Origin of the sequence: Synechococcus sp. MIT S9509, assembly GCF_047303035.1 — a bacterium.
In the GTDB taxonomy this organism is placed as follows: domain Bacteria; phylum Cyanobacteriota; class Cyanobacteriia; order PCC-6307; family Cyanobiaceae; genus Synechococcus_C.
Genome location: NZ_CP138940.1, coordinates 400,058 through 422,622 on the forward strand (window position 1 = coordinate 400,058; position 22,565 = coordinate 422,622).

The 22,565-nt window shown below is 58.1% G+C and carries 21 protein-coding genes; 9 read left to right on the forward strand and 12 right to left on the reverse strand.

Annotated features, from left to right (window positions below; genetic code table 11):
- Positions 1 to 83: 83 nt before the first annotated feature.
- Positions 84 to 614: a hypothetical protein gene (locus SIB73_RS02295; RefSeq protein ID WP_413403263.1), complete on the forward strand. Its 531-nt coding sequence runs from the start codon at positions 84 to 86 to the stop codon at positions 612 to 614.
- On the opposite strand, the gene SIB73_RS02300 is transcribed toward SIB73_RS02295, so the two are convergent.
- Entirely contained in the window at positions 553 to 1,548 is a 996-nt protein-coding gene (locus SIB73_RS02300; protein ID WP_413403262.1) for an LCP family protein, read from the reverse strand. The genes SIB73_RS02295 and SIB73_RS02300 overlap by 62 nt on opposite strands.
- A gap of 53 nt (positions 1,549 to 1,601) precedes the next feature.
- Between SIB73_RS02300 and SIB73_RS02305 the strand changes: the two genes are divergently transcribed.
- Both SIB73_RS02305 and malQ read left to right on the forward strand, forming a co-directional pair.
- Positions 1,602 to 2,657 carry an NAD(P)-dependent oxidoreductase gene (locus SIB73_RS02305; RefSeq protein ID WP_413439697.1) on the forward strand — a complete coding sequence of 352 codons (1,056 nt, stop codon included), beginning with the start codon at positions 1,602 to 1,604 and terminating at the stop codon, positions 2,655 to 2,657.
- Positions 2,658 to 2,690: 33 nt separating this feature from the next.
- Positions 2,691 to 4,205, forward strand: coding sequence for a 4-alpha-glucanotransferase (gene malQ / locus SIB73_RS02310; protein ID WP_413403258.1), 1,515 nt, complete (start codon positions 2,691 to 2,693; stop codon positions 4,203 to 4,205).
- Here the strand turns inward: malQ and SIB73_RS02315 are convergent.
- The 4 genes from SIB73_RS02315 to SIB73_RS02330 are packed head-to-tail and all read right to left on the reverse strand — an operon-like array spanning position 4,169 to position 7,720.
- On the reverse strand, positions 4,169 to 5,032 hold the full coding sequence (locus SIB73_RS02315; protein WP_413403256.1) for a helix-turn-helix domain-containing protein: 864 nt from the start codon (positions 5,030 to 5,032) through the stop codon (positions 4,169 to 4,171). The two genes, malQ and SIB73_RS02315, sit on opposite strands and share 37 nt — an antisense overlap.
- Positions 5,033 to 5,038: 6 nt before the next feature.
- Positions 5,039 to 5,767: a pseudouridine synthase gene (locus SIB73_RS02320; protein ID WP_413406492.1), complete on the reverse strand. Its 729-nt coding sequence runs from the start codon at positions 5,765 to 5,767 to the stop codon at positions 5,039 to 5,041.
- Positions 5,768 to 5,783: 16 nt separating this feature from the next.
- The gene (locus tag SIB73_RS02325; protein ID WP_413406490.1) at positions 5,784 to 6,941 is read right to left on the reverse strand and encodes a sensor histidine kinase; all 1,158 of its coding nucleotides are present in this window, start codon (positions 6,939 to 6,941) and stop codon (positions 5,784 to 5,786) included.
- Positions 6,941 to 7,720 carry a response regulator transcription factor gene (locus SIB73_RS02330; protein ID WP_413439698.1) on the reverse strand — a complete coding sequence of 260 codons (780 nt, stop codon included), beginning with the start codon at positions 7,718 to 7,720 and terminating at the stop codon, positions 6,941 to 6,943. Before SIB73_RS02330 ends, SIB73_RS02325 begins: the two co-directional genes overlap by 1 nt.
- Positions 7,721 to 7,812: 92 nt before the next feature.
- On the opposite strand from SIB73_RS02330, the gene SIB73_RS02335 reads away from it, so the two are divergent.
- Entirely contained in the window at positions 7,813 to 8,778 is a 966-nt protein-coding gene (locus SIB73_RS02335; RefSeq protein ID WP_413403253.1) for an RpoD/SigA family RNA polymerase sigma factor, read from the forward strand.
- Positions 8,779 to 8,802: 24 nt separating this feature from the next.
- Here SIB73_RS02335 and SIB73_RS02340 read toward each other — a convergent pair whose 3' ends face one another.
- Both SIB73_RS02340 and SIB73_RS02345 read right to left on the reverse strand, forming a co-directional pair.
- On the reverse strand, positions 8,803 to 9,282 hold the full coding sequence (locus SIB73_RS02340; RefSeq protein WP_413403251.1) for a hypothetical protein: 480 nt from the start codon (positions 9,280 to 9,282) through the stop codon (positions 8,803 to 8,805).
- A 74-nt stretch (positions 9,283 to 9,356) separates the two neighbouring features.
- On the reverse strand, positions 9,357 to 11,015 hold the full coding sequence (locus SIB73_RS02345) for an ABC1 kinase family protein (protein ID WP_413403249.1): 1,659 nt from the start codon (positions 11,013 to 11,015) through the stop codon (positions 9,357 to 9,359).
- A gap of 184 nt (positions 11,016 to 11,199) precedes the next feature.
- Between SIB73_RS02345 and SIB73_RS02350 the strand changes: the two genes are divergently transcribed.
- Positions 11,200 to 12,597, forward strand: a complete 1,398-nt coding sequence (locus SIB73_RS02350; RefSeq protein ID WP_413403247.1) for a lysine decarboxylase — start codon at positions 11,200 to 11,202, stop codon at positions 12,595 to 12,597.
- 20 nt (positions 12,598 to 12,617) lie between these two features.
- A complete protein-coding gene (locus tag SIB73_RS02355) occupies positions 12,618 to 13,535 on the forward strand; it encodes a phosphatidate cytidylyltransferase (RefSeq protein WP_413403246.1) in 918 nt (305 codons plus the stop codon).
- A 38-nt stretch (positions 13,536 to 13,573) separates the two neighbouring features.
- Here SIB73_RS02355 and SIB73_RS02360 read toward each other — a convergent pair whose 3' ends face one another.
- The 5 genes from SIB73_RS02360 to SIB73_RS02380 form a co-directional block, all read right to left on the reverse strand.
- A complete protein-coding gene (locus SIB73_RS02360; protein ID WP_413403244.1) occupies positions 13,574 to 14,203 on the reverse strand; it encodes a DUF2993 domain-containing protein in 630 nt (209 codons plus the stop codon).
- A 36-nt stretch (positions 14,204 to 14,239) separates the two neighbouring features.
- Positions 14,240 to 15,139, reverse strand: coding sequence for an alpha/beta fold hydrolase (locus tag SIB73_RS02365; RefSeq protein WP_413403242.1), 900 nt, complete (start codon positions 15,137 to 15,139; stop codon positions 14,240 to 14,242).
- Positions 15,136 to 16,260, reverse strand: coding sequence for an iron-containing alcohol dehydrogenase family protein (locus tag SIB73_RS02370; RefSeq protein WP_413403241.1), 1,125 nt, complete (start codon positions 16,258 to 16,260; stop codon positions 15,136 to 15,138). The genes SIB73_RS02365 and SIB73_RS02370 overlap by 4 nt, the downstream gene beginning before the upstream one ends.
- Before the next feature lie 5 nt (positions 16,261 to 16,265).
- Positions 16,266 to 18,854 carry an ATP-dependent Clp protease ATP-binding subunit gene (locus tag SIB73_RS02375; RefSeq protein WP_413403239.1) on the reverse strand — a complete coding sequence of 863 codons (2,589 nt, stop codon included), beginning with the start codon at positions 18,852 to 18,854 and terminating at the stop codon, positions 16,266 to 16,268.
- Positions 18,855 to 18,992: 138 nt separating this feature from the next.
- Positions 18,993 to 19,448, reverse strand: coding sequence for a GNAT family N-acetyltransferase (locus SIB73_RS02380; RefSeq protein WP_413403237.1), 456 nt, complete (start codon positions 19,446 to 19,448; stop codon positions 18,993 to 18,995).
- A 93-nt stretch (positions 19,449 to 19,541) separates the two neighbouring features.
- On the opposite strand from SIB73_RS02380, the gene lysA reads away from it, so the two are divergent.
- The 3 genes from lysA to SIB73_RS02395 are packed head-to-tail and all read left to right on the forward strand — an operon-like array spanning position 19,542 to position 22,558.
- Positions 19,542 to 20,903 carry a diaminopimelate decarboxylase gene (lysA, locus tag SIB73_RS02385; RefSeq protein WP_413403236.1) on the forward strand — a complete coding sequence of 454 codons (1,362 nt, stop codon included), beginning with the start codon at positions 19,542 to 19,544 and terminating at the stop codon, positions 20,901 to 20,903.
- Positions 20,904 to 20,930: 27 nt separating this feature from the next.
- Complete coding sequence (cdaA, locus tag SIB73_RS02390; RefSeq protein ID WP_413403234.1) at positions 20,931 to 21,764, forward strand: diadenylate cyclase CdaA; 834 nt, start codon at positions 20,931 to 20,933, stop codon at positions 21,762 to 21,764.
- The gene (locus SIB73_RS02395; RefSeq protein WP_413403232.1) at positions 21,761 to 22,558 is read left to right on the forward strand and encodes an isoprenyl transferase; all 798 of its coding nucleotides are present in this window, start codon (positions 21,761 to 21,763) and stop codon (positions 22,556 to 22,558) included. The genes cdaA and SIB73_RS02395 overlap by 4 nt, the downstream gene beginning before the upstream one ends.
- Positions 22,559 to 22,565: the final 7 nt, after the last annotated feature.

Genomic DNA, 22,565 nt, shown 5'->3' on the forward strand with positions numbered 1-22,565 from the left:
GAGAAACTGGTTTTCTGATCGTAGAGGTGCGTGGTCCCGTGATTCATGGCCGACTCCTGAAGCGGGCCTCTTAGGGTTCCCGAATGTCTCAGAACCTTCTGGTTGTCATCGGCGCCGGCGCTTTGCCTGAGCTGCAGATGTCCGCAGCCTGTCGCTCTCTTGCTGCCGAGATCGGCGCTGTTCTCCTTGAAGAGAGCTGCAGTCGTTCTCCCCACCCGATGCTCGGTCACCTCACATCAGAGATCAGCGATTCCAGCGGCTTGACTCTGCTGAGTCTCAATGGTGATGTTGGTGTTGATGAAAGCTGTGAGGGCAGCTGGATCGATGCTCTCGCGTCCTGGAGAATTCCAGTTCTGATGCTGGCGGAGCCACGATCTGATGGCCGCTTCCCTGGCCTTGTCCCAGCGTTCGTGGCCTTCGCCAGAGAATTGAACCTCTCCCTGTTGGGACTGGTTCAACTCGGTGGCGACTGGGATGCGCCTGCACGACGGACCGATGGTCTTCCTTGGTGTGGATGTCTGCAGGGTCCTGATGATGACCCGAGAGGTGTGATCAGTTGTCTGAAGCAACGTCAGCTGTTGATGGCCAGAGAGGGAGCTGCTGGTTCGGTTTGAGTTCCCGCAGCAGTTGTTGCCCTGTTCTGGGTGCCAGTTTCAGCTGGCTGATCACAGGGGGCTGATCACTGCTCAGTGCTGCAGCTGTCAGGCTCATGATTTCCGTGACCGTAAGGTCCGTTTCCATCTGTGTGCTGACTTCTCCAATCACACTGGGCAGTAGGGCGATCGCATTCGGTTGAAGCAGCTGCTCGTGGATTCCCTGCACGAGCCTCTGCTGCCGGCTGCGCCGGTCAGCATCCTGCTTCGGTTCAGGTCTGTAGCGGGCAAGTTGTTCGGCCTGGCGGCCGTTCAGTGTCTGGCGTCCTGCCTGGAGGTTCACGCTGTAGTTCTGTGCTTTGTCCTTGTGCTCGTAGGACTGATTGAGAGTGACTTCCACTTCACCCAAGCCATCAACAAGACTGCGGAGGGCCTGACGTGTCATGACCACGAACCGTTCGGGCTCCCCCTCTTCCAATCCCACCACTTCGGCGATCACATCGGCTGTCAGGGCCACGCCGCCTTGCTGATAGGCATCAGCGAGCGACTGAAGTGTCTCGCTTCCAGGCAGATTCACCGCCAGCTCTGTCGGCAGCTGCAGCACCTGCAATGGTTCCCCGGCGCTGATCTGAACCAGCATCAGACTGTCGGCATTCGGTGGTCCCTTCGGAGCGGCCTTGTTATCTGGATCATTGATGCCATCGGCATCGATTCCCACCATCAACACCATGACTGGACGTTCTGGAAGCGGCCCCAGGCTGGAAGGGTCATCCGCTGCAGGTGGTTCCGCCGCCATCGGGTCTGGTTCCGGCCAGATGGTCGCCAGTCCTGTTGCGATGAGGCCGGCTCCCGCCACAGCAGCAGCAACTCTCAGGATCGTTCTGAATGGATTGCTCCCGAGCCATCGCTTCGATCGGCTCGGTGAAGGATCACCGGTCGGTCCCTCGTCCGTCATTGCGCCGAATCCTCCAGAACTGAGTCAGAGTCTCGCCTGGTTCTAAGCGAATAATGGATGGTGTCGACCCCATGCCCATGCTTCTGAACGATGACTTTCGTGACCGTTCTCCTGACCAGGTGCGCGTTGTGGTCTTTGGAGCCACTGGATACATCGGCCGTTTCGTGGTCAAGGAGCTGATCGCACGGGGATATGACGTTGTCGCCTTCGCGCGCGAGCGGAGTGGTGTCGGCGGCCGTCAGGACCAGGACAGCGTGAGGGCTGATTTCGCCGGGGCGGAGGTTCGTTTCGGTGACGTGACCAAGGTTGATTCCCTTGCTCGCAATGCCTTCGATCACCCTGTGGATGTGGTGGTCAGTTGCCTTGCATCACGTACCGGTGGACGGAAGGACTCCTGGGCAATCGATTATGAGGCCACGTTCAACACTTACCAGCAGGGAAGGAAGGCTGGGCTTTCGCACTTTGTTCTTCTTTCAGCAATCTGTGTGCAAAAACCACTGCTGGAATTTCAGAAGGCGAAACTTGCTCTTGAGGCTGAGCTCCGCAAAGGCGCCTCTGAAGTGAGCTACTCGATCGTTCGCCCGACGGCTTTTTTCAAGAGTCTGGGAGCACAGGTTGAAAGTTGCCGCAAAGGTGCCCCATACGTGATGTTCGGAGATGGCGAACTGGCGAGCTGCAAGCCAATCAGTGAGTCTGATCTGGCTTCCTATATCTGTGATTGTGTGATTGATCAAAACAAGATCAATCAGATCCTTCCCATAGGGGGTCCTGGTGAGGCCTTAAGTGCTCGACAGCAGGGAGAACTGTTATTCAGGGCATTAGGAAAAAAACCCTGGATGATTTCGCTTCCGATTGCATTGATGGATGTTCCTGTTGGATGTCTTGAGTTTCTCTCGGGAAAGTTTCCTTCACTTGAAGACACGGCTGAATTTGGAAAGATCGGCCGCTACTACGCTGGGGAGTCAATGCTTGTGTGGGACGAACAGCGTCAGCAATACGACAGTGCGGCGACGCCTTCCTACGGCAAGGACACCCTGGAGCAGTTTTTTGAACGCGTTGTGCGTGATGGCATGGACGGCCAGGACCTCGGGGATGCCGCCCTCTTCTGAAGTGATGTCGTTGCCAGTGAAAGCGAGTCACGCGTGACACGAACTTCTCTGTTGCGACGTCGTGTCGGCGTTCTGCTGCATCCGACAGCACTGCCAGGTTCGGTTGTCTGCGGGGCTTTGGGGGCTTCCGCTCGTTCCTGGATCCAGGCTTTGGCTGAAAACGGCATCGGACTGTGGCAGATCTTGCCCCTGTCACCTCCGGACGGGACGGGTTCCCCCTACAGCTCTCCCTCCAGTTTCGCCATCAATCCCTGGCTGCTGGATGCGAAGGATCTCAGTGACCAGGGATTTCTGCAATCCGGGGATCTGCAGGCGCTGCCCGGTGCTGAAGCTGGCTGTGCTGAAGTTGATTTTTCCCTCGCAGACAGGCGTGCCTCATGTCTCGCCAGGCAATTGTGCCGAAGCTGGGACCAGGTGTCGCACTCACATCACGCGGCCTTTGAGCGATGGCGACGGGATCAGTCCCGCTGGCTTCAGGACCATGCAGCATTCATGGTGCTGCGGGAGCAGCATGAGGGGCTTCCCTGGTGGAAATGGCCTCGGGAGCTGGCAGTTCATGATCAGAACGCTTTAGGAGAGTGGCGTGAAGCGCATCAGAATCGTCTTCTTGAGCAGGAGCTGCTGCAGTGGCATCTGAGCCGTCAATGGATGCGGCTGCGCAAGCTTGCCAATGAGCTTTCGGTGGAGATCCTCGGAGATCTTCCCTTCTATGTGGCCCGCGACAGTGCTGATGTCTGGAGCCATCGCAGTTTGTTTTCCATTGCGGCGGACGGACGACTTCGAGAACAAAGTGGTGTACCTCCTGATTATTTCTCTGAGACAGGACAGCTGTGGGGAACACCGGTTTATCGCTGGTCCCGACATCGCAGCACCGGCTTTCGCTGGTGGAGAGATCGACTGCGGCGTCAGTGGCAGCTTGCAGACCGACTGAGGCTGGATCACTTTCGGGCGCTGGCGTCCTACTGGTCTGTTCCAGGGGGTGACACCACGGCCATGAACGGGGCCTGGCGACGTTCCCCCGGGCGAGAGCTGCTCAGTTGCCTTCGCCGGGATGCAGGCGGATTGTTACCTCTGGTGGCTGAAGACCTTGGAGTGATCACTCCGGATGTCGAGCGTTTGCGTGATCGCTTTCGTCTGCCCGGGATGAAGGTGCTTCAGTTCGCTTTCGATGGCAATCCGCACAACCCGTACCTTCCGTCCAACATCCATGGCACCGGATGGGTGGTTTATCCAGGAACACACGACAACCCAACCAGTCTGGGTTGGTGGCAACGGCTTGATGACGACTCCCGTGCTCGGTTTGCCAGGTGTCTGAATTGCCCGGTTGAAGCCCCTGGCTGGCAGTTGCTCGAGCTGGGCCTGTCTTCAAGCGCCCAGCTGGTGGTGGCACCACTGCAGGATCTGCTGCACCTCGATGATGCGGCCCGTTTCAATACGCCAGGGACGGTTGGAGGCAACTGGAACTGGCGTCTCCCGGTTTTTGACGACTCGGTTGCGGGAGCACTTCAGGGCTATGGATTGCGCGCTGAAGTCTGGTCAAGGCGGTAGATGCCTGGTTGATTATTCAGCGCTTTCTGCGGAAGCCCGTCCCATCGAACATCCCCTGCAGCGGGTGCCGGTTGAATGTTGAGCTGTAGTGGTGGCAGCAGCTGAAGGGTGAGCGTTCCGGTTGCCCCTTTGAGAGAACTGCGATCGCCTCCTTCACTGCTGAGCGTCAGGGTGCTCGGTTGCTGAAGGGTCACTTCAAGCACCCCAGGCAGTGGTTGGTCGCTGAGGAGCTTCGCCGCCGATTCGCTCGTCTGCCGCGATCGGAGCTCAGCCAGTGGTCGCAGGCCTTGCAGCAGTGGATCGGAATCCTGCTGAAGACTCAGAGGAATGGGCGTGAAGGACTTGGTGTTGTCGATCGCCAGTTGCCGTTGCTGTTGATTCAACGCGAGCAGGGACGCGGTGATGACAACGATGTAAACGAGACTCCCCTGCCAGGTTGTGAAGATGTCGATACTTCCGAGCGTGAAGCGTGATCGCCGCCCTGTCTGCGGGAGTCGCTGCTGAAAACAGTCTTCAGGCAGTGCTCCGCTCAGGCTCCTGGGCTCAAGCTGGAGGTACTGCTCAAGCCGCTGCAGCATGGCCACGAGGTAAGCAGGCTCCGGCAGGCGATCTGACCAGCCCCTTTCCAGTGCCTCCAGTACGGGTGTGGTGATTCGGACCTCCCTGGAGAGATCTCGCAGGCTCAGCCCACATTGTTCACGGTGCTGTTTCAGACGTTGTCCAGCTTCGATCAGAGGGGCAGCGTTGGACGGAGGATCCGTTGCATTGGCCTCACTTTGACGCCTTCGCCGCCAGCGCCATGGGAAGGAACGTTTGAACAGTGCCATGGCCGTTTACGCCTCGCCTGCCTGAGAACTGATCAGGCTTCGCCATTCTTGCCTGGACAGTTCGCGCCAGCACCCCTCTGCAATGGATCCAAGCGCAAGTCCACCGATCGCTACCCGCTGTAGGTCGATCACGGAGTGACCGAGAAGCGAGGCAATTCGGCGGATCTGACGGTTGCGTCCTTCGCGCAGGATCACTTCCAGCGTGCTTTGTTCAGGTTCACTCCTGAGCAGTCTCACGCAGGCAGGAAGGGTGCGAGAGCCATCCAGTTCCACCCCTTGACTCCATCGTTCCAGAGTCGTTGGATCAGGTGTTCCAGTCACTGTCACCCTGTAGGTCTTGCTGTGGGCATAGCGGGGGTGGGTGAGCTTCAAAGTGAGTTCTCCCTGATTGCTCAGTAGAAGAGCCCCCCGGCTGTCGGCATCCAGACGCCCAACCGGATGCAGTCCCCGCCTGAGCTCAGAGGGGATGAGATCCAGCACGGTGTCTCGCCCCTGAGGGTCGTGACAGCTGCTGATCACGCCTGGAGGCTTGTTGAGCAACAGGACCCGATCCGCAGCGCCCTTGGCCAAGGGCGTGCCATCCACGCAGATCAGATCCGTCTCCGGATCTGCCTGATCCCCAAGTCCTGCGATCGTTCCGTTGACTTCAACGCGACCCTGGCGCAGCAGTTGTTCGGCCTGACGCCTTGAGCAGTGTCCCGCGGCTGACATCAGTTTCTGAAGTCTCTGGCGCATTGAGCTTGGTTTTCTCTCAGTGGTCACCGCGGGGCAGCAGCAGTTCAATCGATGTGCCACCTTCAGGATGATTGCTGGCCTGGACCCGGCCTCCATGGTTCACGGCGATCTGTTGGACGATGGCCAGTCCGAGTCCGCTGCCGCCTCGGTTGGAACGGGCGCGGGATGCGTCGCCTCGGTAGAAGCGCTGGAACATGCTGCTGAGATCGCTTTCGCTCAGACCAGGTCCATGGTCCCTGACGCAGACCAGCCACCACCCCCCACTGGGGAGGATCTTCACGTCAACGCTGCTTCCTCGAGGGGAAAAGCGCAAGGCGTTGTCGAGCAAGTTGAGGACGGCTCGATGCAATCGGCGTTGGTCTCCCAGAAGTGGTCCTGGATCTTGCGTGTTGATGGAGAGCCTCACTTCGCGCTGATCTGCAAGCGGGCGGATGCTGTTCCAGGCTGCCTCAACCAGTTCTTCAAGATTGACCGGTGAGTAGTCTCCCTGCTCATGGGGAAGGATGTTCTCCAGCCTGGAGAGCTCCAGCAAATCCTCCACCAACAATTGCAGACGTCTGAGTTCCCTCTGCAGGCGCTCAACAAGAATACCGTCACCGTCTGAGACTGTCGTTTCCAGTCGATCGCTCACGAGCATCAGGGCCGTGAGTGGGGTTTTCAGCTCATGGGCGACATCGCTCACCCAGCGCTCCTGTTGCTCCTGCTGTGCTTCCAGCGATTGTCTGTTCTGGAGGAGGACCAGCAACCACTCGTCTGAACCAGGCAGAACGATGGCTTCGAGAGGCATACCCTGCTGCTCCCATTCACAGCGTTGCGGCCGTTGTTGATAACGCACACTGACAATCGCCTCTTCAAGCTGAGGCACGCTGAGAACGTCGTCGAGCGCCTGTCCGCGCACGAGCCGATTGCTGGAGAACTGCAGCAATCGTTCTGCTCTTGAGTTGATGAAACCGATGGTGAGATCCGGTGTGAGAACCATCCATCCCTGAGTGGCGGCATCGATCCAGGCCAGCAGTTGCGCTGTACTCAGCGAGTGACCGGACAACACCGGCGAGATCTGTGCTGTGTGCCTTCGGGAAGCGGCGTTCAGATTGAAGCGGCTGCGCAACGCCCAGCCGGTCATCACACCGAACGTGATGCCAAGGATGAACGAAGCACCTGAGCTCACATCAATCAGCCGAATCGATAACCGAATCCACGCACGGTTCGGATGTGGTCAGGAGAGGAGGGAGTGGTCTCGATTTTTTCTCTCAACCATCGGATATGCACGTCGACGGTTTTGGTGTCTCCGACGAAGTCGATGCCCCAGATTTGTTCCAGCAGTTGATCGCGGCTCCAGACACGCTTTGGGTTGCGCATCAGCAGTTCCAGAATCTTGTATTCCTTGGGGGCAAGGTTGAGATCCTCTCCGTCCCTCGTCACCCTGCATTCCTGGCAGTAAAGACAGAGGTTGGCGTGTTCTATGACGTCATCCCTGTCCGTGGATTCGGGGCTCATTCCCTGGGAGCGGCGCAGCAGGGCGCGGCATCGGGCCACCAGCTCCCTTAGCCCGAATGGTTTGACCAGATAGTCATCGGCACCCACCTCGAGGCCGAGGACTCGATCGGTTTCGCTGTCCATGGCGCTGATGACAAGGATCGGGGTGGTGTTATTGAGTTGCCTGAGCTCGCGGCAGAGGTCGAGCCCACCCATCCCCGGAAGCATCAGATCAAGGACCAGTGCATCAATGCTGTCGGCTTGCGCTCCGGTGAGCATGGCCAGGGCTTCGTTCCCATCCCCGCAGGCGCTCACCTCAAAACCCTCGGCACTGAGCGCTTCCTGCACTGTTTCTCTGATGGAGGTGTCGTCTTCAACCACCAGAAGGTGAGCAGTGCTGATGCTGTTGCTGCTGTTGTTGTTGGTTTTGCTGCTGGCGGTTGCTGAGGTCACAGAGGACTCCAGGAGTGTCCGCATTCTGATCAGGGAACTCGGCTTGGGCCTCGCTTAGCGAGAAACTCCTGTGAACGATGGTAAATTAAGAAACGGATAGGTTTCGTAATTGGACGATGTCGCCCTTGGCCCTGCTACCGGATGCGGACCTGGTGCGTTCCTATCTGCGTGACATCGGTCGCGTGCCGCTGCTGAGCCACCAGCAGGAGATCACGCTGGGGCGTCAGGTGCAGGAACTGATGGATCTGGAGGCGCAGGAAGCGGAGCTGAGTGATCAGCGTGGAGGAGAGATGGTGCCTGCGGCGGAACTGGCCAAGGCTGCAGGACTGAGTGCAGCGCAACTGAAGCGCAAGCTGCAGGCGGGTCGCCGCGCCAAGGAGCGGATGGTGGCGGCGAATCTGCGTCTGGTGGTGAGTGTTGCCAAGAAATACACCAAGCGGAATATGGAACTGCTGGATCTGATCCAGGAGGGAACGATCGGTCTGGTGCGTGGTGTGGAGAAGTTCGATCCGACGCGTGGCTACAAGTTCAGCACCTATGCGTACTGGTGGATCCGTCAGGGGATCACGCGTGCGATTGCGGAGAAGAGCCGGACGATCCGTTTGCCGATCCACATCACGGAGATGCTGAACAAACTGAAGAAAGGTCAGCGTGAACTGAGTCAGGAACTTGGCCGCACGCCATCGGTGACGGAACTGGCGGGATTTGTGGAGCTGCCTGAGGAGGAGGTGAAGGACCTGATGTGCCGTGCGCGTCAGCCAGTGAGCCTGGAGATGAAGGTGGGTGATGGTGATGACACGGAACTGCTGGATCTGCTGGCGGGAGATGGAGAACTGCCGAGTGAGCAGGTGGAGGGTGAGTGCCTGAAGGGAGATCTGCGTGATCTGCTGGGCCAGCTGCCGGAGCTGCAGGAGCGAGTGCTGCGGATGCGCTACGGGATGGACGGTGAAGACCCCATGAGCCTGACTGCGATTGCCAAATCTCTGAAAATGAGCCGGGATCGGACTCGCAAGCTCGAACGTGAAGGTCTGGAGATGCTGCGTCGTGGTGATGTTCAACTTGAGGCCTATGTGTTGGCCTGACAACAGCTCCGCACGTGCACGGACTTAAAAGAATTCGTCGAAGTTGTCGAAATCCACCGCCTTGAAGTTTCCAGCCTCCACCTGGGTCATCAGGCGCTCAAGCTGAGCCCAGAGAGCTCCACCTGTGAGGATCGAGAGCACCAGTGCACTGAGATAGGCCGCGCCGGAGGCAAAACCGAAAATCTGAAGTGATCCACCGATGAACAAGGTGACACCAATAAGAATCCCCGTGAAACTCATCACGGTTTCGGTATTCCCAAGGGGAAGTAACGGCAACCTGTCCTTCTTCCAACCGTCCAGACGGTTCTGTACGAGTCTGGAGAACGTGAGTCCGCAAACCACGCTGATGGCAAACCCCAGCCCTGCCATCGCGTAGGGCGGTTGCTGCAGGTTGGCGTAGTCGAGCAGGATGTCATCCATGCTGAGACCGCCGAAGGCTTCGGTCAGAAGGTCGATCTGAGCCTGATCGAGCTCAATGGGAGCAGTGTCGGGCGCGATCGACATACTTCAGAGAAAGAGAGTTAAAGAAGTCATTATCGCGGTGCAACTGCAGGGTGCGACGGTGGGACTGGACTGAATCATGCCGCCAGTGGATTCAGGCGTTGCATCACACCCTCCGCAATCTGACGAGGCCCAAAGGTCTTCCGCATCAGTGCAGTGAGCTCTCTCAGATCTGAGATGTTCAAGCGGTCGTTCTTGATCATGGTCAGCAGGAGGCGCTGACGCAGGTCTCCACCATCTCGACTCAGCAACAAACGCAGACCCGCCCCGGCCACCGGCAGCAGTTCTCCGCTGCTCTGACCGCCCGAGTAGTTGCCCACCACATCGAGAAGACTTTCAAGCCTCTCAACGCGAAGATTTCCCTGCTCGTCGAAGATGACTTCCATCAGCTTCTCTCGCATCTCCCTGGTGTCGCCGGCGAGCAGCCGCTTGGCCACATAGGGGTAGGCCACCGCAATGATGCGGAAATCGGGATCCAATCTCAGAGCCAGACCTTCCTGGCTGACCACAGCTCGGATGATCAGCGCGAAGCGTGCGGGAACCCGGAATGGATAGTCATACATCAATTCCGAGAAACGATCCGTGATCGCCTTGAAGTTGAATGAACCGACCGAATCCCCGAGGCTTCCCCCAAGGGCATCCTCCAGTGCGGGAATGATCGGTGTCAGATCAGCATCGGGGGAAAGAAAGCCGAGCTCCTGAAAATCTCTGGCAACCGCTTCGAAATCACGGTTGATCAAATGCACCACAGCTCCTGTCAGCGTGAGTCGGTCCTGGTCACTGATGGAATCCATCATCCCGAAATCCACGTAGGCCACGTGTCCGAGGTCGCCGCTCCGGCCTGGAAGAGCGAAGAGGTTGCCCGGGTGGGGATCGGCATGAAAGTAACCAAACTCCAGAAGTTGCTGGAGTCCGCTGATCACGCCGGTTCGAATCAGGGCCGACGGGTCGAGGCGTTGGGACTTGAGCTCCTGCGGGTCACGCAGTTTGGTGCCCTGGATCCAGCTTGTGGTCAGAACCCGACGGCTTGAAAGAGCTTCGTCAACCTCGGGAATGGTGACCGCGTCATTGTCCGAGAACAACCTTGAGAAGTGCCTGGCGTTGTCTGCTTCGCAGCAGTAATCGATTTCTTCAAACAGGCTTCGTCCGAACTCGTCAATGATTTCTCCGAGTCCAAAGCCCAGATTCAGTGGAAGAAAGGGAGCGGCCAGAATGCCAAGACTGCGAATCAGAACCATGTCCCGCCGCAGGATGAAAGTCAGATTCGGCCTCTGAACTTTGACTGCGACCCATCGCTGTAGACCCACACGAGCCTTGTAGACCTGTCCAAGACTTGCTGCAGCAACTGGTGTGTCGGGAAATTCTTCGAAAAGCTGATCAACAGGAGCGCCCAGTTCCGTTTCGATCGTTTTCAGGGCGATCGCGTGGTCGAAGGATGGCAGATCGTCCTGAAGACGTGTCAGCTCATCCAGCCAGTCACGACGGATCAGGTCCGGACGGGTGGAAAGGGCCTGTCCAACCTTGATGAAGCAGGGGCCGAGGTTCGTCAGCGTGCGCAGCAGGGTGCGGGCCAGATTGCGCTGAATGCGGGGGTCATTGCTGCCGCCGCGCAGCAGCAAACTCAGAATCAGACCCAGCAGGGCCCAGAAAATCTGAATCAGGCGTGGCACACCGATCCAGGGGCGCAACAGGAGCCATCGGACATCGCGGTCCGGGTTGTAGCGAAGCGAATCCACGCCCAGCAGTGCTAGGGAGAATCGATCCTAAAGACTCCTCAAGGCTCGACGATGTCTCTGTGTTGCGGAGAGCTGACCGATCAGCACCGCCGACAGCATCAGGGATTGCCATGCTGCAACCAGAAGGTCCATCTGAGATCAGCGGACCGTCTACGTAGCACTCTGTCGCCTGTTGCCTGCGCTCATGCCGTCGCTTCTCGAGCTTTTGCGACCGGATCGACGCCTGGCCATGCATCTGCCGGTGCATGGTCGAGGTGCAGCGCTGCCGCCGCGACTGCGGCGTTTGCTGCGTCAATCTCCGGGCAGCTGGGATCTGCCCGAGTTGCCGGAGATCGGTGGACCGCTCGAGCGTCAGGGGGCTGTGGCCTCAAGCCAGGCGCAGCTGGCTGAAGCGATGGGGGTTGATCACTGTTGGTTCGGCGTCAACGGTGCCACAGGTCTTCTTCAGGCAGGTCTGCTGGCGATGGCGCAGCCGGGAGATGCTGTGCTTCTGCCTCGCAATGCCCATCGTTGCCTGATCGCTGCCTGCGAGCTGGGGGGTGTGATGCCGGTCTTTCTGCCGGTGCCGTTTCTTGCTGATCGCGGCCATGCCGGGTCGATGAACGCTGAGGGCCTGCGGCATAGCCTCGACCCATGGCCTGATCCAGGTCGCCCCATTTCCGGTGCGGTGCTTGTTCACCCCACCTATCACGGATATTCCGCTGAGATCCGCGAACTGATTGAGCTCCTGCATGCCAAGGGGCTGCCGGTGATGGTGGATGAAGCCCATGGAACGCATCTGGCTTTTGCTGCCAAGCGGTCCAGGCCTTTGTCGGCGCTTGCCGCCGGAGCTGATCTGGTTGTGCATTCCCTGCATAAATCCGCGCCAGGTCTGGCGCAGACTGCAGTGCTGTGGCACCGCGCTCAACGGGTCGACCACGCAAGGCTGCATCGCTCGCTGGCAAGACTTCAGACCACAAGTCCCAGCGCCCTGTTGCTGGCTTCATGCGAAACAACCCTGAACTGGTTGTTCTCGCATCATTGGTCATCTCTCTATGAGGACCGTCGATCGGAAGCCATCAACCTCGTGGATGATCTGCGCGGACGTGGGGTCCATATCCACGCCAGTGATGATCCCCTGCGACTGATCCTTGCAACGGGTGAGCTTGGTGTGAGCGGCCTGGATGCGGATGATCTCTGCATGCGTCAGGGCGTGATCGCCGAGTTACCTGAGCCTCTTTGCCTCACGTTCTGCCTGGGGTTCGCTCGCCATCGGGGTCTTGCGAAACGACTGCTGAGAATCTGGCGAGCGTTGGCTCTTGAGGGTGGTGGTGTACCGCTGACTCAGATTCCGGATCCGCCGCTGCAGAGCACCTCGATTCCTGAGCTCACCCCTGATGAGGCACAGCGCCGTGCCCATTGCATTCGCCCTCTGGCTCAGTGCGTCGATCACATCGCCGCTGAGCTGATCTGCCCCTACCCACCTGGTGTTCCCCTGCTTGTGCCGGGGGAGAGAATCTCGGCAGATCGATGCCGATGGCTCCAGTCTCAGCATCAGCGTTGGCCCGATCAGGTGCCCGGTATGGTGAAGGTTCTGTCCTGACGGGCCCTGGGATCTGACAGGTGATTTCAGACGCCACTACCGCAAAGGCTTTGAGGACGCGGCGCGCCGCTGATCACAAACGCCTGGTCAGCGGGTTGCTGGTGGGTCTTTTTGGTCTGGTGGTTGTGGGTCTGGGTGGTTGGTGGTTCACGATCGCGCTGGGGGTGATCGTGCATCTGGGTTTGCTGGAGTTCTTCCGCATGGCCCAGTTCAAAGGCATGCGGCCAGCCACAAAAACCACACTCGTGGCTTGTCAGTTACTGCTGATCAGCACCCAGTGGTCTGTGGATGGAGGTATTGCCTCCTCCCTCGCCAGTGCGGTCCTGCCTCTCTCAGGGGCTGCCATCTGCGGTTGGTTGCTGCTGCAGCCTGTCACCGGTTCGATTGCTGACATCGCCGCCTCGATCTTCGGTCTGTTTTATCTGGGGTTCCTTCCCAGTCACTGGCTTCGCCTCCGCAACCTTCAGTCAGTGGATATCGCTCCACTGGTGAATCACATTCCGTGGACCTGGGTCAGCTCGGGTCTGCTGGTCACGCTGATGGCCTGCCTGATGGTGGTAGCCAGTGATATCGGCTCGTATGCCATCGGTCGCCGCTTCGGTCACCATCCACTCTCTCCGATCTCCCCAGGCAAAACCATTGAAGGGGCCTATGGAGGCCTGGCTTCTGCGGTTCTGCTCGGTGTTTTGGGAGGTGCACTGCTGGAGTGGCCCTATGGACCTCTCACAGGAGGTTCTCTCGGAGCGCTCGTGGCCCTCTTCGCCCTGGTGGGTGATCTCACCGAATCGATGATGAAGCGGGATGCAGGCGTGAAGGATTCCGGAGATGCGCTGCCTGGCCATGGGGGCATCCTGGACCGCATCGACAGCTACCTGTTCACGCCAGCTGTCGTGTTTTACGTCGTGACCCTCGTGATGCCTGTGATCGAGCAGGGGTGATACCGCCCAGGTGCTGATGGAGTCTGGGTTCGACTGTGTCAGGGTTGGACCGTGGCGTCGCCCTTGATCACCAGCTGACCTCCCTGAAGCCGAGCGTCGTTGATCCTGATGGAAGGATCCATCGGCAGCAAAAATTTTCCTTCCGCCTTCCAGTTGTTCAGACGAATGGTCCCCTGATCAGCGCAGAGATGAAAGCTGCCTTGCACAGGCTTGGTACCAGTGATCACTTCCGCTGTCAGCACCAGGCGATCGTTGTCGATCTCAAGGGACCGCAGAGGTGAAAGCCCCATCAACTTTTCAGCCAGAAGATCAGCCAGCCATCGCCAGCGATCGGTGGCAAGTGCTTTGTTCAGATCAGTTCCACTCAGCACCACCTCTCCTCTGATTGTGAAAGGCTCCTTGAGCTGCACAGGCTGGCTGGGTTGACCGGGTCGGAACAGTGTTTTCAGCTCGCCGGACTGCAGTTCGGCGCGCATCAACGGCAACTGGTCGAAACTCACGCGTCGAGCTTCAAGCGAGACCCCTTTCAGGCGACCTTTTAGCAACTCAACAGCAGAACCCTGCAGGGCCAGATTCAACTCATCGACAGAGTCACACCGGCTGCGGACCCAGCGTTGAAGACCGCTGGCCAGGAGTTGCAGAACGGGGCCGGAGCTGGTCTGAGGCATGAAAACTGAGCACCACGGTGGCGGGTCAGGACCCCATCATCTGACGGGATCCGACGAATGACTGCTGGAAAGCCTGGATTGGAACCAGTTGAGACAGCGCTCAGCGACCCGATCGGGCTGATCGATATGCGGGAGATGGCCGCAAGCTTCGAACTCTTCAACTTTGTCTTGAAGGATGAGACCCGCTGCTGTTTTCTGAGGAGCTCTGAGGATCCTGTCATTGGCTCCCCAGATCACATGCAGGGGCTGATCGGGGAGAGGCGTGCCACATCCGGAGAATCCTCCGCTTCGTGCAAAAGTCGCCAGTGCCCTGGCCCAGCCGGGGCACTGGAGGTGCAGAGAAGCAATCTGCTCCTCCGCTGCCCCCACATTGGAGTCGGGATCAGCAAAGGCCTGCCTGCAAAGACCTCGACGCACTCCAGGGCGACTGAGAAACCAGGCACCGAAGCGATCCAGCAAGGGGGGCACAGGCATCGGTCTGCCGGTCAATCCTGCCGGAGCAAGCAGCATCAAAGCTTCGATCCGTTGAGGGTGACGGCGGCTCACTTCCACGGCGACTGCTCCCCCCATGGAGGCACCGATCAAGCCGCATGGGGAGTCGTTCGGCAGGCGTTTCAGCAAGGCATTCAGGTGGTTCAGCACACTTTCAGGACCGTAGACCGCATCGAATGGACGAGGTGAGAAACCGAAGCCGAACAAATCGGGAATGAAGAGTTGAAAGTGCCGGCTCAGAAGCGGCGCAAGTCGCCGATATTCCAGAAAGCTGCTGTCGAAGCCATGCAACAGCACCAGAGGAGGACCTTGCCCAACAACGGCGACGGGAAAGGGCTCTTCAATTCCAAGTTCAGGCAGTTCCCACCACTGGAGCTGCTCAATCAGAGTTCTGGCCTTCGGATCCAGCAGCTCGTCTTTGATGGAATTCAGCAGTTCTCTCAAGGCAGTGCCTGACTTGTTTCGGCTGCGCCCACAAGGGCTTCCATCAACCCACCTGGCGTGACTTCAAAGGGAAGGTGATGGAGGTCTGACCCGTCTCTGCAGGCGAACTGGCAGACCTGCTGAAGCTGATTGATGGTGGCGTGGCCAAGCCCGAGGTCATCAAGACTGACCGGAAGTCCCAGCTTCCGAAGCAGGGGCAGCAGCTGGCGATGGGCCTGACCGGCCAATTGATTGCCACCCAGACGCTCCTCCAGCCGTAATTGAACAAGGATGCCGAAGCCTACTTTTTCTCCGTGGAGCACGGTGTGGCAATCCTCAAGCTGGGTGAGACCGTTATGAACCGCATGGGCGGCGACCGTGCGACAGCGTGCCCCACCGAGACCTCCGATCACTCCTGCTGTCAGCCCGCAGGCATCAACCACGCGCTTCCAGGCCTCGCCCCCCGGGTCCCGAATGGCATCAAGGCTGTCGATCAGCAACTGATCACGAAGAACTCTGGCCATTTGAACAGCCTGTTGAATCACACCGTCATGACTCGATCCGCTGCTCACGGAAGCTTCGTACCACTTGGCCAAAGCATCAGCGATGCCGCTGGCCAGGGTTCGTTCAGGCGCTTTCAGCAGCAGGTCGTGGTCGAAAACCAAGAGGTCCGGGCAGCGCTTGAGGGTCTGGTCACACTCGAAGGCTCCACCTGGGGTGTAGAGATTCGAGAGTGCTGTCCAACCGGCGCAGGTTGCAGCGCTGAGTGGAACTGTGGCGCAAGGAACATCAAGTCTGTCGGCAAGAAGTTTCCCGCTGTCGAGAACCTTGCCACCCCCAGCGGCGATCACGCCATCACACGACTGCCTGACGAACTCTTTTTGCAACCTTTGCAGATCCAATTCGCAGCAATCGTGTTCAAGATTCTGCTCAAATACACGCAGACCGCTCTGATTAAGCTCACGAGACAGCCTGGATCGAGTTAACTGTGTTGACTCGCTTCTGCCAAGGAGAAGCGGATTTCGAAACAGATTGGAGAGGGATTTCTGAGCCTCAATCCATGCTCCTGAACCACGAATGACCTGGGCAGGAGCGATGGAGTGGATTGAAATTGAACTGCAACCGGAGTCTGTTTGGGTCATCCAGGTCAGAGACCAGCACCAGCAAGCGCAGGCGTCTCGCTGGGTACAGGGGTGAGATGTTTCACCACCACCTTGCCATCCTGCACGTCCACTTCCGCCGAGTCGCCGTCTTTGATCCGACCGGACAGCACCTCTTCGGCCAGGCTGTCTTCAAGCAAACGCATCACCGCTCGACGCAATGGACGTGCGCCGTAGGCGGGGTTGTACCCCTCTTCAACGAGACGTTCCTTGAAAGCATTGGATACAGACAGGTTGATGCCTTTTTCTCCGATGCGATTGAACACTTCCCGCAACATGATTTCTGCAATCTCCTTCACTTCATCGCGATTCAATTGTCTGAACACGATGATTTCATCAAGTCGATTGAGGAACTCAGGTCGGAAATACTGCTTGAGCTCCTCGTTGACCAGTGATTTGATGCGGTTGTACTGATTTTCCTCTGCATTTTCATCACCAGAGAATTCGAAACCAAGGCCACCGCCTCCCTTCTCAATAACTTTCGAACCGATGTTCGAAGTCATGATGATCAAAGTGTTCTTGAAGTCAACAGTGCGGCCCTTGGAATCGGTGAGACGTCCGTCTTCCAGTAACTGCAGCAGAAGATTGAACACATCAGGGTGAGCTTTTTCAATCTCGTCAAACAGAACAACGGTGTAAGGGCGGCGTCGGACCGCTTCCGTGAGCTGGCCACCCTCGTTGAAGCCCACATAACCGGGAGGTGAACCGATCAGTTTGCTGACCGTGTGTCTCTCCATGAATTCCGACATGTCAAGGCGGATCATGGCGTCTTCACTGCCAAAGAAGTAGGCAGCCAAAGCTTTGGTGAGCTCTGTCTTGCCCACACCGGTCGGTCCGGAGAAGATGAAGCTGGCAATCGGCCGATTCGGGTTCTTCAAGCCAACACGTGCCCTTCGAATCGCTTTCGAAACTGCTTTCACAGCTTCGTCCTGGCCAATCAGGCGTTTGTGAAGGGTCTCCTCCATATTGAGCAGCTTCACGGATTCGCTCTCGGTGAGTTTCTGCACCGGAACACCCGTCCATGAGGCCACAATCTGGGCGATGTCCTCTTCACTCACCACCGGAGTGGTTGTTTCGGCAGGTGCGCTCTGTATGGACGATTGTTCGGAATTAACAGCAGTCGACTCGGAGGATGATTCGACGGATTCGCCGAGCTCAGAAGAATCGCCGGAAGCGTCCTGGCGGCTGTTCTGCAGAAGGGTGCGTATTTTCTCGCGCAGTTCAACCTCCTTGTCTCGCAGCTCACCTGCACGAGCGAAATCTTGCTCGCGAACGGCATCTTCCTTGTCTTTCTGAACCGTGCGCAACTCTTTGTCGACTTCTTTGGCTTCAGGAGGAAGTTTGGAATTCAGCAGACGCACACGACTGCCTGCTTCATCAATCAGATCAATGGCCTTGTCAGGCAGAAAACGATCCGAGATGTAGCGATCGCCAAGAGTGGCCGCGGCTTCAAGGGCTTCATCGGTGATGCGCAGGCGGTGATGTTGCTCGTAGCGCTCACGCAGTCCACGCAGAATTTCAATGGTGTCTTCGATCGACGGTTCACCGACATTGACCGGCTGAAAACGACGTTCCAGTGCGGCGTCTCGTTCGATGTGCTTGCGATATTCGTCAAGCGTGGTGGCTCCGATGCATTGCAGCTCACCTCGTGCAAGCGCAGGTTTGAGAATGTTGGCGGCATCGATGGCGCCTTCCGCTGCACCAGCACCGATCAGTGTGTGCACCTCGTCAATCACGAGGATCACGTTGCCGGCGCCTTTGATCTCCTCCATGATTTTCTTGAGGCGCTCTTCGAATTCACCTCGATATTTGGTGCCGGCTACCAGAAGACCGATGTCGAGGGTGAGAACACGCTTGTCTTCAAGGATGTCGGGGATATCACCTTGCTGGATGCGTTGAGCCAAACCTTCGGCGATTGCGGTTTTGCCGACTCCTGGTTCACCGATCAACACGGGGTTGTTTTTGGTACGGCGACCGAGGATCTGGATGACGCGATCGATTTCGTTGTGGCGTCCCACCACCGGATCGAGCTTGGCTTCGCTGGCCAGCTGGGTGAGATTGCTGCCGAATTCATCAAGCGTGGGGGTTTTGGTGGAACCTTTAGCTCCGGAACCACCACCGCTTCCGGCTCCCACTTCAGCGGTCTCTCCAAGCATGCGGATGACCTGAGTGCGGACCTTCGCGAGATCGACACCGAGGTTTTCAAGAACTCTCGCCGCAACACCTTCCCCTTCACGGATCAGGCCAAGAAGCAGATGCTCCGTACCGATGTAGTTGTGGCCTAGCTGGCGGGCTTCCTCAAGGGATAGCTCGAGAACTCTTTTGGCTCGCGGCGTGAAGGGAATTTCCACCGCAACGAAACCGGACCCCCGGCCAATGATTTTTTCGACTTCGACGCGTGCGTCCTTGAGATTGACTCCCATGGACTTCAGAACCTTTGCTGCGACGCCGGTACCCTCACCGATCAATCCAAGCAGAATCTGCTCGGTCCCAACGAAGTTGTGACCAAGCCGCCTTGCCTCTTCCTGGGCAAGCATGATCACCTTGATGGCCTTCTCGGTAAACCTCTCGAACATTGATCAGGCCGACAGCTGTTCAACCCAACCTATCAGGGTTGAACGGGTTGCTGTGGATCGTTGAACCAAAGGCACATCCCAGTGTTGTTGCGGGTTGGTCGGTTGAGAAAGTATTAATCAATGCCGAAATATGTTCCTTTATTCAGTTCGATCAGTGCGGAAATCCCTACCCCTTCCGATTGATCGTGACTGCAGCAGGGCATCATCACCGTTGGCGTAGTAACCCCTTCTGCGACCAGTGATCAAAAATCCACTCCGGGAGTAAAAGGCTTGAGCGACAGCGTTCGATGAGGCCACTTCAAGGGTTGCGGTCACCGCACCAAGGCCTGCAGCGCGATCCATCACGGCCTGCATCACCTTTGCGCCCAACCCGCAGCGTTGGTGCATCGGATCCACAGCCACCGCCGTGATCTGCAGTTCATCCACCACCAACCAAGCGGAGGCAAGTGCGATCAGGCGTCGATCCTCGGCGTCGATCCCCATCACCAGCCTGTTGTCGTCCGCAAGCTCGCGTTCCCATTGTTGTCTTGTCCAGAGCCCCTTCAGGGCAAGCTGATCAAGCCGCAGGCAAGCGCTGAGGTCGTCGGCTCCCAATTGTCGTGGGTTGATTGGCGGTTCAACACCCAAAACACAACTGCCTAGGCAACGTGTCTTCTTACATTGCTCCTTCGACCGACCTGACGCTCCATGCCACAGCCCTACGAATCAGGTTGTGACCTGAACAGCCCGAATCGCAATCTTGCGCCGATCACGGCAGAGCTGGACGATCAGGGCCGCCTTGCCGTCGGGGGCTGTGCCCTGAGCGATCTGGCCGAGCGATATGGAACTCCGCTGTACGTGCTGGATGAAGCAGGTATCCGTAAGTCCTGCCAGGCCTACCGCGAGGCGCTCGCTCGTCATTACCCCGGGCCATCGCTGGCCATCTATGCCTCGAAGGCCAACAGTTCAATGGCTCTGACCGCCATCGTGGCGTCCGAAGGCTTAGGGCTTGATGCCGTTTCCGCCGGTGAACTGTTGACGGCGCTCGACGGCGGCATGCCTGCCGACCGCATGGTGCTTCACGGCAACAACAAGTCTGTTGAGGAGCTGGAGTTGGCCTATCGCCATGACGTGATGGTGGTGGCGGACAACCAGCACGATCTGAACTGCCTGGAAACGATTGTGCCTCCCGGTGGTCGGCCTGTTCGTCTGATGCTCCGCTTCACGCCCGGCATTGAGTGCCACACGCACGAATACATCAGAACCGGACATCTCGACAGCAAGTTCGGTTTTGATCCTGATCAACTTGATCCCGTTCTCCGCAGTCTTCAGGACTGTCAGTGGGCAAGAGTTGAAGGTCTTCACGCCCATATCGGTTCCCAGATCTTCGAACTGGAGCCTCACCGCGATCTGGCCGCTGTCATGGCTGATGCTCTGCGCCTGGCCCTTGAACTCGGCCATCCTGTTCGCGATCTGAATGTTGGAGGAGGCCTGGGCATTCGCTACGTGGACAGTGACGATCCCCCGTCCATCGATGCCTGGGTGCAAGTGGTGGCTGAAGCCGTCGTGTCGGCCTGCAGAGAGCGAGATCTCCAACTGCCGCGTTTGCTCTGCGAGCCGGGACGATCGCTTGTTGCCTCGTCAGGGGTGACTGTTTACACCGTCGGTTCCCGAAAGGTCGTTCCTGGAATCCGAACGTATCTTTCCGTTGATGGTGGCATGAGTGACAACCCCAGGCCGATCACCTACCAGTCTCTTTACACCACCTGTCTGGCGGACCGTCCACTCGCAGAACCTGAAGAGACCGTGACTCTGGCCGGCAAACACTGTGAATCGGGAGATGTGCTGCTCAAGGATCTCGCCTTCCCCGCCTGCAGCAGCGGTGAAATCCTGACGGTCTTCTCAACCGGGGCTTACAACGCTTCGATGAGTTCCAATTACAACCGTATTCCGAGACCAGCTGCGGTGCTTGTGCATGCAGGGGATGCCGAGCTGGTGCAGCGTCGCGAGCAGCCTGAAGATCTGCTGCGTTACGACCTGATGCCTGAACGGTTGCGCTCTGTAAACTGAGGCCATTAAAGGGCGAAGGCGAAAGTGTTGGAGGTGTTGCAACTGCGCCTTCTTCTCGACGTTCTTTGTGCCTCACTCCTTGGCTTTCTGCTCTTCACCAGAGTCAATGAGCAGCGCACGCTCTGGCTGTTGCGTGGCTACCTCCTGCTCGTGGCACTGGCCTGGTTTGTCAAGCGCTTTTTCAATCTCCCGCTCACTTCAACGCTCATTGATGCGTTGGTTCTCGCCTGTTCACTGTCGCTGGCCATCCTCTGGCAGGGGGAATTGCGTCGCTTGATGGAACTTCTCGGCACCGGCCGCCTCGCTGTGCTGCTTGGGAATCCCCAGAGCAAAATGCGGGCCACCGCCAGCACCGTTGCACAGCTCACCGACGCAGCAGGACGCCTCTCCAAAAGTCGGAGAGGAGCTTTGATCGTTGTTGACCTTGGCAGTGATCTGAGGCCGGAAGATTTTCTCAATCCAGGAATCACCGTTGATGCCCAGTTGAGCAGTGAACTGCTGCTAAATCTGTTTGCTTCCGACACGCCTCTTCACGACGGTGCCGTTGTGATCAAAGGCAGTCGCATTATTTCCGCAGGAGTGATCCTGCCGTTGTCGCGCCAGGGCATCAGTCGGTACGGCACCCGCCATCTGGCGGCTCTGGGGATCACTGAACGCTTTGATCGTTGCATCTGCGTGGTGATTTCCGAAGAGACCGGAACACTGTCTCTGGCCAATCAGGGGAGACTTGAACGCCCGATCACCAGCTCACGTCTGCAGGATCTGCTCACCGAGTTGATTGCCGCGTCTGTGTCGACCGTGCCGGCGAAATCACCACCCCCACGTAGCGTGAGTCCAGGCATTCAGGATTCATTGCCTTGAGCCGACCACTGGCCATCAGTACTGATCAAGCCGCAGCACGCTGCTGTCCCGAAGACCTGGATCCACTCAGGATGCCTGCTCATGTCGCCGTGATCATGGACGGCAACGGACGCTGGGCCAAAGCTCGCGGCTTGCCGCGGGTGATGGGACACAGAGCTGGTGTAGAGGCGCTCAAAATGACCCTCCGGCATTGCAGCGACTGGGGTGTCGGAGCACTCACCGCCTATGCCTTCTCCACGGAGAACTGGTCCCGGCCAGGGGATGAGGTGAATTTTCTGATGACACTGTTTGAAAGTGTTCTTCAGCGGGAGCTGCAGGCGCTTGAGGAAGAACAGGTTCGGATTCGCTTCCTGGGAGATCTGGATGCATTGCCCATCAAGCTGCAGTCGCTGATCGCTGAGGCCACGCAGCGAACTTCCCTAAACACCGGCATTCACTTCAATGTCTGTACCAATTACGGAGGTCGTCGTGAATTGGTTCGTGCCAGCCAGCGGCTGGCGGAACGTGTTGCCCGTGGGGAATTGCAGCCATCGGAGATCGATGAAAAAGAACTGGCGGCCGAGTTGTTTACGGCTGATGAGCGTGATCCGGATCTGCTGATCCGAACCAGCGGCGAAAGGCGGATCAGCAATTTCCTCCTTTGGCAACTGGCTTACGCCGAGATCCATGTCACCGATCTGTTCTGGCCGGATTTCGACGCTGGGGCTCTTCAGCTGGCACTGCAGGATTATCAGGGCCGTCAGCGACGTTTTGGTGGACTCCATGCCATGGAGTCCCGCGCTCTGGGATCCTGAGAGCAGC